Origin of the sequence: Sphingobium sp. IP1, assembly GCF_002708645.1 — a bacterium.
GTDB lineage: Bacteria > Pseudomonadota > Alphaproteobacteria > Sphingomonadales > Sphingomonadaceae > Sphingobium > Sphingobium yanoikuyae.
Genome location: NZ_NOIW01000060.1, coordinates 24,881 through 35,590, shown reverse-complemented (window position 1 = coordinate 35,590; position 10,710 = coordinate 24,881). Strand labels below are relative to the sequence as shown.

8 protein-coding genes are annotated in these 10,710 nt (G+C 62.6%); 7 read left to right on the top strand and 1 reads right to left on the bottom strand.

Features of this window, described 5'->3' with window-relative positions:
- Window positions 1-117: 117 nt before the first annotated feature.
- Window positions 118-696, bottom strand: coding sequence for a hypothetical protein (locus CG471_RS18990; protein WP_143560248.1), 579 nt, complete (start codon window positions 694-696; stop codon window positions 118-120).
- Between the two features lie 212 nt (window positions 697-908).
- Here CG471_RS18990 and CG471_RS18985 point away from each other — a divergent pair, with 212 nt between their 5' ends.
- The 7 genes from CG471_RS18985 to CG471_RS18955 all read left to right on the top strand — a co-directional run bounded on the left by CG471_RS18985 (window position 909) and on the right by CG471_RS18955 (window position 10,689).
- The gene (locus CG471_RS18985; RefSeq protein ID WP_257211605.1) at window positions 909-1,736 is read left to right on the top strand and encodes a phosphatase PAP2 family protein; all 828 of its coding nucleotides are present in this window, start codon (window positions 909-911) and stop codon (window positions 1,734-1,736) included.
- Window positions 1,737-1,771: 35 nt separating this feature from the next.
- Complete coding sequence (locus tag CG471_RS18980) at window positions 1,772-2,179, top strand: NUDIX hydrolase (protein ID WP_180275742.1); 408 nt, start codon at window positions 1,772-1,774, stop codon at window positions 2,177-2,179.
- Window positions 2,180-2,520: 341 nt separating this feature from the next.
- Window positions 2,521-5,304 (top strand): TonB-dependent receptor, encoded by a 2,784-nt coding sequence (locus CG471_RS18975; RefSeq protein WP_099233029.1) that lies wholly within the window; start codon window positions 2,521-2,523, stop codon window positions 5,302-5,304.
- Window positions 5,301-5,996 carry a DUF6250 domain-containing protein gene (locus CG471_RS18970; protein WP_099233027.1) on the top strand — a complete coding sequence of 232 codons (696 nt, stop codon included), beginning with the start codon at window positions 5,301-5,303 and terminating at the stop codon, window positions 5,994-5,996. The genes CG471_RS18975 and CG471_RS18970 overlap by 4 nt, the downstream gene beginning before the upstream one ends.
- Before the next feature lie 14 nt (window positions 5,997-6,010).
- Window positions 6,011-8,707 carry a Tat pathway signal sequence domain protein gene (locus CG471_RS18965; RefSeq protein ID WP_099233025.1) on the top strand — a complete coding sequence of 899 codons (2,697 nt, stop codon included), beginning with the start codon at window positions 6,011-6,013 and terminating at the stop codon, window positions 8,705-8,707.
- A gap of 174 nt (window positions 8,708-8,881) precedes the next feature.
- The gene (locus tag CG471_RS18960) at window positions 8,882-9,727 is read left to right on the top strand and encodes a class II aldolase/adducin family protein (protein WP_099233023.1); all 846 of its coding nucleotides are present in this window, start codon (window positions 8,882-8,884) and stop codon (window positions 9,725-9,727) included.
- The gene (locus tag CG471_RS18955; RefSeq protein WP_180275741.1) at window positions 9,727-10,689 is read left to right on the top strand and encodes an ABC transporter substrate-binding protein; all 963 of its coding nucleotides are present in this window, start codon (window positions 9,727-9,729) and stop codon (window positions 10,687-10,689) included. The genes CG471_RS18960 and CG471_RS18955 overlap by 1 nt, the downstream gene beginning before the upstream one ends.
- The last annotated feature ends 21 nt before the right edge of the window (window positions 10,690-10,710 follow it).

Genomic DNA, 10,710 nt, shown 5'->3' with positions numbered 1-10,710 from the left:
CTCGATAATCGCCCATTCCCGATCTGTCAGTTCGTACCGCCGCCGTGCCATCAAGCCCTCCAACTCTGGAGGCCTCTGAATCACGCCAATCGCCAATCCTCAAGGCTTTTTATGAGTTTACGGCCTAGGAGCAGAGCGACCGCGATGGGTCGGGCAGACGAACATGGCCCAGCGCTCGAGGTCGCTATTGCCTGCCTGGTCGATCTCGCGCTCCCACAGACCATAGCTGAGATAAGAAAGGCTGGTGCCATTATTGGCGCTTCCCGTGCGACGCAGAAGCAGTGTGGTGTCGTCGCCGTTGGCGGCATCGCGCTCATATTCGATGAATCTGCGTGCCGGGTCATCATCGAGATGGCTGGCCGCATAGGTCATGCTCTCGCTGATGCCACCCTGGTTTATCGCGATGGTGTAGGTGCGTTTGGTCGCGTCGTAGGAGAGCGAAACACCGTTCGCGAACCCGCCGCTCTGGCTTGTCGTAACGTTCGAGGGCACGTCACGCGGATCCGTGAACGTGGCCGTGAGCGTGGTAGAGGCGGTGTCGAAGCTTTGTGATGCGACGAGATTGGTCAATGTCTCGTTCGTCGTTGCCACCGGCGGCGCAGGTGTGGTTGCACCCCCTTCGCTGCCGCTGCCACCACAGGCAGACAAGGGAACAAGGCAAAGCGCTGCCAGGGAAAGGCGCGTGGGCTTCGGCATGGGGGACCTCCATTGAACGAATGATCCCTTGCCTTTCCCCTGCGCGTTTCAGGGCAAGATTTGCAGAACATTTATTTTTCCAAATGTTCGGCCAAATCCATATTATAACCGCGTAATATCAGCATCTTAATTTAACAAAACTTGCGATACGACCTCATACCGCCCTTGTCTGCTTTGTTGCTGGCATTATGCTGGCTCTCAGCTTGTACAGAATGATCGAGGTTCTCATGCGCCGTCCGGCGAAAATCGCATTCCTGGCCGCCATGATTCTCGGCGCAACGTCTGGCCTCGCGGCCGACCGTCCCGTCGGTTATCTGGCAGAGGGCGAATTTGACGTGACCCATGTCCTGGAACCGGCTCCAAGAGCCGGCGATCCTCGCTACGAGACTGACCGAAAAATCTTCAAGGCTACCAGGCGGATGATTGGCTCGGATCGCTGGAAGATGGCGGCGCTGGATGCAGAAACCGGGACGCAAGCCCTTCTGCGGGACTTCAGCTGTTCGGTCGGGATCAAGCTCACTGAGCAGAATTCCCCCAATCTGGTTCATCTTCTGCAGCGGGCTGGCGCCGATACTGGGCGACAGAGTTCGCGCGCAAAGGAAGTGTTCCAGCGTCATCGGCCCTTCACGATCGATCGGGGTCAGATCTGCCAGCCGCAATCAGAGCTCTACGACGAGAAAGCGCAGCGCATGAGCTATGATTATCCGTCTGGTCACACGACCAGAGGATGGACATGGGCCTTGGTTCTCACCGCCGTGGCGCCGGACCGCTCCCAGCAGATACTCGAACGCGGACGGGCTTATGGCGACAGCCGCTTCATTTGCGGCGCCCATAATGAAAGCGCAGTCGAGGCAGGCATGGTGTCAGCGTCAGCCACCATGGCAGTCGTGTCGACCAAAACATCCTATCAGGCAGACCTGGCAGCGGCCCGCACCGAACTGCAAACGTTGCGTCTCAACGGCGAAAAGGCTGAAGGATGTGATGCAGAAGCAACCTTGGTGCGCCAGCGGGTTATGCCCAAGCTGGAACAACGCCACTGACACAGCCATCCGGCATCGACGCTGGCGGACATCAAGTGCAGGCCGTCGCCATCCCCTACCGGCGGACGCCGGACGGCCTCGAAATATTGTTTGTCACATCCCGCAAGAAGAAGCAGTGGATCCTGCCCAAAGGCGGTGTTCCGCGCGGCATGCTGCCCCATAATGCGGCCGCGCGAGAGGCGATGCAAGAAGCTGGCGTACTGGGAGCGGCGCAGCCTGAACCTGTTGCAGATATTCTTGTCAAAAAGCGTAGTGGGCAGGACATGCCCGGCGCAGTTCGCTTCATTTTCTTCCGCATCGCGGTGACCACGGAACTTGCTTACTGGCCGGAAGACTATTTTCGTGAACGCAAGTGGGTATCTCTCGAGCGGGCATTGAAGATCGCAGGGAAAGCATATGTTCGTGACGCCTTCCGTTCCTGGGAACGAAAGATCCGCACCTGAGAGTCCGGAATGGGTCGTGAGCTCTCTACTTACTCACGCCTATCCTTCTGTCAGGAGCGCTGCACGACGGTCAAAGGCAAGTAGCCCCATTCTTGACTCATGAATATATCTCATAGGTCATGACCGAGCCCGATGCGCTCATGCGCGCCGACGATGCCTAATCCCCTTGTCGCCATCCCCGCCAGCATCAAAGTCCCAATTTCAAACGTTTAGCGTTGCTAATAGGAGCAGCGGCCACCGCCCGTCCCTTCATGCCGGGGTAGAAAAACTTTTTTGTCTACCAATTCCGTTATCTTTAGCCCGCCCCTCTTCCAATAGTCCGACAAAAGGGGTCCTCTGTCGTGCATCGTCTTACCAGCGCCGTCTTCCTGCTGCTCTCCACAACATCCACCTTCGCCCAGGCGCAGGATCAGTCCACGCCGCAAAATAGCCAGGAGGGATCGACGGAACGCTCCGACATCGTCGTGACCGGCATCCGCAAGAGCCTTGCCGACGCGCTGGCAGTGAAGCGTCAGTCCGCGCAGGTCGTCGACGTCATCTCGGCCGAGGATGTCGGCAAGTTTCCCGACAAGAATATCGGTGAAGCACTTCAGCGCGTGACCGGCGTCCAGATCACCCGTGGCGGTGGCGAGGGCCAGGCGATCACCATTCGCGGCGCCGATCCATCACTCAACCGGGTCGAGATCAACGGCCAGTCCGCCCTCTCGACCTCGATCGCTGCAGCCGCAGGGAATGGCAGCAACCGCGCGGTCGACTTCCGCGACCTGCCCGCCGAATTCGTCTCGCGCCTCGAAGTGCTAAAGTCCGCCACACCCGACATGACCGAAGGCGGCCTGGGCGGCACGGTACGGATCATCACGCGCCGCCCGTTCGATGCGAAGGAAGGCTATCTGGCCGGGTCGGCACAGGGCATCTACAATGAACTGGCGGACAAGGTGGATCCCAAATTCGCGCTGATCGGTTCGAAGCTGTTCGCGCATGACACGATCGGCGTGCTGCTGTCGGGCACCTATGAAGATCGCACCATCCGCTACGACCAGGCGCGCACTACCGGCTGGCGCCAGGTGGAAACGGTGCAACCGGCAACGCCCGCCAGCCAGAACTGTCTGTCGGGCCGCAACCAGGCCCGCTGCGTCGACCTGGACGGCAGCGGTTTTGGCGATTTCTACCCGGACATTCCGCGCTACATCACCGCGACCGAGCCGACCAAGCGCTATGCCCTCAATGGCATCGTCGAATGGCGCCCGGACGATAATTTCAAGGCCTATGTCGAGGGCACCTTTACCAAGAGCAATACGCGATCGGACGACCAGTATCTGCAACTCTCCACCACCCAGTCGGTGGCCAATGGCGGGATCGACCCGACCGGCGTCGTGATCCGCGACGAAACCGCCCAGACCGTCACCTTCGTCAACAACAGCGCCGCCGGAACCGGCCCCAGCGTCAATTATCGCAGCGTCATCGGCGGGCTGCGCCGTCGCACCTTCAACGGCATCGTCGGCGCCGAATGGCAAGTCGGCAAGGTCAAGCTGTCGGCCCGCGGCACCTATGCCGCGTCGCGCGTCTTCAATGACGAGGTCGACGTGACCGCGTCGGTCTCCGGCAAGGACGCCCTGCCCTGGATCACCATCGACTATGACAATCCGCAGCATGCGCCCAACATCATCCTGCCGATCGACACCACCACGACCCAGGGCATCAACACGCTGTCCGTCGAGGCACGGCCGCGTCTCAACCGCCAGCAGGAACAAGGCGCCAAATTCGACGCCGAATATCGCCCCGACAATGACGGCCTGCTGACATCGCTGAAGGGCGGTATCGAACAGAACAGGCTGGTGTCGAGCAGCCGCTTCAGCAACGCGGTCTATACGCTGAACGGCATCACCGGCCAGACGACCCTGACCCGGTCGGGCATCAGCGGCACGCAGGTTCTGGCGACCACGACGCCCGCCGCCCGGCTCGCGACGATCCAGAGCCTGCTCAACACTTATGGCGGCATGGGCGACGGCAGCTTCTTCAAGACCGGCGACCTTGGCTTTTCCGGCATCGACCGCTGGTGGAACCTGGGCGATGACCTCGCCAACGCGATCGGCATTCCCGATCCTTATACCAGCATATCGCCGCTCGACACCTATCGGGTGAAGGAAGAAACCATTGCCGGCTATGGCCAGGCCGCGTTCAAGGCCGATCTGGGCTTCGACCTGTCGGGCGTGTTCGGCGCGCGCCTCGTCCACACCCGCACCATATCGACCGGTAGCCAGAGCAGCGGCGGCGTCATCACCCCTGCCCGCTACACCGGCGAATATACCGTGCTGCTGCCGTCCGCTAACCTGCGGGCCGAACTCGTCCCGAACAGGCTGGTGGTGCGCGCCACCGCATCGGACGTGCTGGCCCGCCCAGCTCCTTCGCAAATGGCGCCCAATGTCCGGCTCGATCCCGTCGGGCTGACCGGATCGCGCGGCAATCCGGGGCTGAAGCCTTATCGCGCCTGGCAATATGATCTGGGCGTCGAATATTATATCTCGCGCACCAACTATCTGTCGGTCACGGCCTTCCGCAAGGACATCAAGTCCTTCATCGACACCGACAGCCGTGAGGAGGAAATTGACGGACAGGTCTACACCATTCGCCTGCCGGTCAACGGCACCCAGCATGTCACCATCCAGGGCGTGGAAGCCGGCGTGCAACTGGGCCTCGATTTCCTGCCCGGCATGTTGAGCCATTTGGGCGTGATCGCCAACTACACCTACAACAAGGACAAGGGCTATGAAGGGCGTGACTATTTCACCAATGCCAGCCTTCCCTTCCCCGGCGTGTCGCGAAACAGCTATAATGCCTCGCTCTTCTACGATGACGGGCGCTTCGCCATTCGTGGTTCCTATAACTGGCGCAGCCGCTATCTGATCAACGCGGTCGATCGCGGCAACAATCCGTCCTTCGGCGAAGCGTTCGGCCAGTTGGACGGGTCAGCCAGCTATGTCGTCAATCCGCATGTCTCGCTGTTCCTGGAGGGCGTCAACCTGACCGATTCCACCCGGATCGAGAATGCCAACAGCATCTATCGCCGCAATGTCATCGAAACCTATGGCCGCCGTATCTATTTCGGCGTCAGGGCAAAGCTGTGACGCGGCGCGATACGCTGGCAGGCCTGGCGGGGGCTTCGCTCCTGCCGGCCTTTGCCCGTGCCGCAACCGGCCGCCTGCTACATCGGGACGATTTCCGTCATGGCCTTGGCCAATGGCAGGTGGAAACCGAAGCCCCCACCCGCGTCAGCGCGCAGCATGGAACGCTCGACATCGAGGCGCCCGCCGGGCTTACCCTGTGGTTTCGCCCCCTGCTCTACGGGCCTCTCGAAATCCGCTATCGGGCGCAGGCCGTATCACAGGGCGGACCGCATGATCGGGTGAGCGACCTCAACTGCTTCTGGATGGCCAATGACCCCGCGGTGCCAGACGGCGATGTCCTGGCCCGGCCGCGCAGCGGCAAGTTCGAGGAGTATGACGGCCTGCAGACCTATTATGTCGGGCTGGGCGGCAACGGCAACAGCACCACCCGCTTTCGCCGCTATGTCGGCCGCGTCGGCGACCGGCCGCTATTGCCGGAAAACGACCGGCGCGGGTCCGAAGACATGCTGGTCGCCAATCGCTGGCAAGACATCATCCTGACCGCGGACGGGAACGAGATCACCTTCTTGCGCGATGGCCGACGACTGTTCGCCTTTCAGGACGATCATCCCTACACCCATGGACACTTCGCCCTGCGCACCACCGCCAGCCATCTGAAAATACGCGACTTCACCGTCCGCGCACTTCGCTGACCCAAGGAAACCGCATGTCCCTCTCCCGCCGCGCCCTGCTCCAGTCCAGTCTGCTGAGTGGCGCCGTGCTCGCCCTGCCGACACCCGCGCGCACCGCGAAGGCGCTGCCGACAACGAATGTGCATTGGCTGGACGGAAGCCCGCCAGCCTGGGACGGCGGCCAGAGTTGGGGCACGCCCTGGCCCCGCGGCACGCTGCGCGGGACAGAAAGGCTTCAGGTGCATGGTGCAGATGGTGCCATCTTGCCGCTGCAAAGCTGGCCACTGGCCTATTGGCCGGACGGAACGATCAAATGGAGCGGCCATGCGCTGCCGGCAATGATCGACAGAGCCCCCTCCCATATCTCGATCGGCATCGGACGCAATCCGGCTCCCGCGCATCCCGTCCGCGTCGAACAGCAGGCCGATGCCGTGCTGGTGCATGTTGCCGCGACATCCTGGCGACTGCCGCGCACAGGCAGCGCCATCATCGCCGCGGCAGAACGGGATGGCCAAACCCTGCTGCGCAATGTCCATCTGCTGGCCAGCGCCCAGAATGCGGCGTCCGACGAGGAATCGGAAAATCTGTCGGTTCAGCGCTATACCAGCCGGATCGATGCGCTGACCGTCGAACAAAGCGGCCCGGTCCGAGCCGTCGTCAAGGTGGAGGGCAGCCATGTCGGCAACGGCCGCCAATGGCTGCCCTTCAGCCTGCGCTTCTATTTCACCGCCAACAGTCCCGCCGTGCGCATCGTCCACAGCTTCATCTGGGATGGCGATGCAGACCGCGATTTCCTGCGCGGTCTGGGGATCCGGGTGCAGGTGCCGATGGCCGCGCCCTTGCACGATCGACATGTCCGCATCGCCACCGATCATAGCCTGTTCAGTGAAGCAGTTCGACCGCTCACGGGCCTGCGCCGCGATGTCGGTGAAGCCTTTCGTCAGGCACAGATTGACGGACGCGCAACGCCGTCGGTCGACACGCTGCCGGATCGGCTGCGCCAGTTGCTCGACAGTATCCCGGCATGGGGCGATTTCCGGCTGTTCCAGGGCAATGCCCAGGGTTTCACCCTGACCAAGCGCACCCGCAAGGGGCGTGCGCCGATCCAGTCTCTGGAAGGCGATCGTGCCCGTGGGCTGGCCTATGTCGGCACGCCCTCGGGCGGCGGGGCGATCGGCATGGCCGATTTTTGGAAACGCCATCCGGTCCAACTGGACATTGACGGCGCGGCGGGGGACACGGCCGACCTGACCGCCTGGCTGCATGCACCAGACGCGCCTGCCATGGACATGCGCTCCTATCGCGATGTGCTGGGAATGACCGACTATGCCCGCCAGAATGACGGGCTGGACATGACCTATGAGGATTATGAACCCGGCTGGGATCAGGCCAAAGGCATCGCCCGCACCAATGAATTATGGCTCTGGGCGCTGCCCGCGACGCCCGATGCCGCAACGCTGGACAGCTATGCCGCCCAGGTGGCCCGCCCCGCCCGGTTGCAGGTCCAGCCGGATCGCATTCATGCCGCCGGCGTGTTCGGCGATTGGGCGCCGCGCGCGACCAGTGGCGCCCTGTCGCTGGCGATCGAGCGACAGAATGACCTGCTGATCGATCATTATGGCGACGAGATAGACCGGCGCCACTGGTATGGTTTCTGGAACCATGGCGACGTGATGCACAGCTATGACAGCGACCGGCACCAATGGCGTTACGACATTGGCGGCTATGCCTGGGACAATAGCGAATTGTCGACCGACCTGTGGTTCTGGTACAGCTATTTGCGATCGGGCCGAGCGGACATATTCCGCATGGCGGAAGCGATGACCCGGCACACAGGCGAGGTCGACGTCTATCATGCCGGCCCCTGGGCTGGCCTTGGCACGCGCCATGGCGTCCAGCACTGGAGCGACAGCAGCAAGCAGCCGCGCGTATCCAATGCTGCCTATCGCCGCATCTTCTATTATCTGTCCGGCGACGAACGGGTCGGCGACCTGATGCGGGCGCTGGTCCATTCCGACCGCGCGCTGCAACATGTGGATATTGGCCGCAAGGTTGCCGATCGGGCGCCGGAATCGCTGCCGCCCGGCGGGGTCGGCGCTGTCGTCAAACCCGCAGGATTACCGGACGGCGTGATCCAGCTGTCCTTCGGCACAAGCTGGGGCAGCCTGGTCGCGGCCTGGTTCACCGAATGGGAAAGGACCGGCGACCGCCGCTGGCGCGACCGGATCCTGGCCGGCATGGACAGCATCGCCGCCCTGCCCCGCCAATGGTGGGCCGGCGGCGCCAATTTCGATCTCGCCAGCGGCCGCTTCGTGTCCGGCGGCGATCATATCAGCGTCAGCCACCTCAACGCGGTCTTCGGCATTGTCGAAATCATGGCCGAACTTCTGCCGCTGGTCGATGCGCCCGGCTATCGGGCGGCCTGGATCGATTATTGCAAATGGTACAACGCCCCCGCCGACCAATGGAAAAGGCGTTTTGGCGAAGCGCCACGCGGTCATAATCTGCGCCAGGCCCATTCGCGCCTGACCGCCTATGCCGCGCACGCGCTGCAGGACACGGCGCTGGCAGCGCGCGCCTGGAACGAATTTCAGGATGGCGAACTGAAACCGGGGCTGACGACCATGCAGGCGGGCGACGGCATCGTGGAGATTCCCGGCCTGTCGACAAATGGCGCAGCCCAATGGGGGCTGGCAGCAATCCAGAATCTGGCCCTGATCCCGCCAGATTGAGCATGTCGATCAACGACCGATAAGTTGCGGCAATGATAAAAATGAGAAAATCATAAGAAAATAATGTTCACCTATTCAATCTTACAATTCAAATGACGCCATAGTCATTTGATACATGTCACGAGAAATATCTAAAAAAACATCACCAACCACGTTTGCCAACGAGAGCGGTGAATGACGATAATATCGCAAAGTCACGCGGACGAATTCTCGCACCCGGCGCTACGGCGCCCTCGTATCCATAATGTCCCCCGCGATGGCGATGCGCCACGGCTGCATGCGGAAGCGGCCCGGCGCACAGTTCAAGACGAACGGCTGCACCGCAAACAGCAACTGGCCGCGTCGCTCCGCCTGCTGGCCCAGCATGGCGTCGAGCCTGGCCTGGCCGGACATTTGAGCGCCCGCGACCCTGAACATACCGACCATTTCTGGGTCAATCCGGTCGGCGTCCCCTTTTCCCATATCCGGGTATCGGACCTGCTGCGGATCGACAGCGACGGGCGGGTCGTCGAAGGTGACGGCCCGGTCAATATCTCCGGCATCCCCTATCATCATGCCGTCCAGCGCGTCCGGCCGGATGTCGTCGGGATCGTCCATGCCCATAGTTTCCATGCCAAGACCTGGTCCGCCTTCCGGCAGCCGATCGAGCCGATCATCGCCGACCTCGCCGCCTTCCATGGGGATCAGGTGGTCTTCGTGCCCGATCGCCTGTCAGATGCCGCCGCTGGTCGTGACGCCGTCGCGCAGCAATTCGTCCGGTCACTGGGTGACCGCAACATCCTGCTGTGGGCCAATCATGGTCATTGGACCGTCGGCAACAGCGTCGAAAGCGCGGCCTGGCGCTTCATCGCCTATGAAAGCGCGGCCCGCGTGCAACTGGCGGCACGGGCTGCCGGAACACCGATCATCGATCCACCGACCCAGCGCCCCTCTCCCGACCAGCGGGAAGGATGGGCTTGGCTCAGCTTCCTGCCCTATTGGGACGAGATCGTCCGCGCGCAGCCCGATCTGCTCGACTGATGCCCCGTCAGCTTTATTCCCGGCGGGCGCTGCTAGCCGGCGCCGGCGCCCTGACGCTGGCCGGATGCGGCGCGGCCACGGAACGGGCATTGTCCGACGTGACCCTGAGCGTCTGGCGCTACAAGACGACGGCCGGCAATTTCATGGCGGCGGCGGGACAGGCCGACACGCCCTATCAGGTCCGCTATGTCGACCTGCCCGGCGGCCCGCTGGTGCTCAACGCCTATGCCGCCGGCGCGCTCGACTATGCCTATATGAGCGAAATCCCGCCGGCTTTCGCGCTGCAGTCGGGCACGCCGCTCAGGCTGATCGCGACCCACCAGGGCGACGTGAACAATAGCGGCGTGCTGGTGGTGAAGGGATCGAGCGCACGGCGATTTTCCGATCTGCGCGGACGCACCATCGCCTACACGCCCAACACCAACAATCATTATTATCTGCTCAAGCTGCTCGAAGCGCATGATCTGCGCCTGTCCGACATGCAGGCCGTCGGCCTGCCCGCCAACGACGCCAATGCCGCCTTCACGCGTGGTCATGTCGAAGCGATCGTCACCGGCGGCATTTCCGCCCTGCTGACCGAAAGCCTGCTCGGCGGGCGCTGGATCGTCCGATCGGTCGCCGGTCTCTATTCGGGCAATTTCTGCATTTCCGCCCATCCGGCCGCGCTGGCCGATCCGCTCAAGCGAGCAGCGATCCGTGACTATCTGCGCCGGGAACAGGCGACCTGGCAATGGATAGAGCGAAACCCGGAACGCTGGGCGGCGCTGTCGGCAACACTCAGCAGCCAGCCCGCCGCCCTGTTCCAGCGCCTGGCCCGCGAGGCAAGCCGGCCCGCCCTGATCGTCCCGCCCGCCAAGGCCGCCATCGCAAGCCTGCAGCATGTCGCCGACGATCTCGCCCGCTTCGCGCTGGTGCGGGATCGCTTCGACCTGTCGGCGCTGTGGGAACCGGGCCTGATCTGATCGGCCGACCGTCACGAACAT